Annotated in this window: 1 protein-coding gene; it reads left to right on the forward strand. The window is 66.9% G+C overall.

What is annotated here, in order from left to right:
• On the forward strand, positions 1-333 hold a 333-nt coding region (locus AC1D00_RS44795; protein WP_477015172.1), incomplete at its 5' end, for a molybdopterin dinucleotide binding domain-containing protein.
• Between the last annotated feature and the right edge of the window lie 178 nt (positions 334-511).

A 511-nucleotide genomic window follows, 5' to 3' on the forward strand; every position in this document is an offset into this window, starting at 1 on the left:
CATTGGCACACCGGCTCGATGACCCGCCGCGCGCAGGTGCTCGACCAGATCGAGCCGGAGGCGGTCGCCTTCATGAGCCCGAAGGACATGCGCAAGAAGCAGCTCGCGCCGGGTGACTTCATTCGCCTGGAGACCCGCCGCGGCGCCGTCGAGGTCAAGGTCCGCTCCGACCGCGACGTGCCGGAGAACATGGTGTTCATGCCGTTCTGCTACGCGGAAGCGGCGGCGAACCTCCTGACCAACCCCGCGCTCGATCCGTTCGGCAAGATCCCGGAATTCAAGTTCTGCGCGGTCAAAGCCGAGCGCGCCGAAATGCGGGACGCGGCGGAGTAGGCGCTGCAATAGCTTTGGCGGGGCGCCGCTAGCCAAACCGCGGCTGTCGTCCCGGCGAAGGCCGGGACCGATACCGCGTGATATCTCGATTGCGGGCGGTCGCAGTCCCGAGCGATGGGTCTTCGCAAAACTGCTCCCTTGGGGTTATGGGTCCCGGCCTTCGCCGGGACGACATCGG

Source organism: Bradyrhizobium sp. P2_E8, from assembly GCF_056403875.1.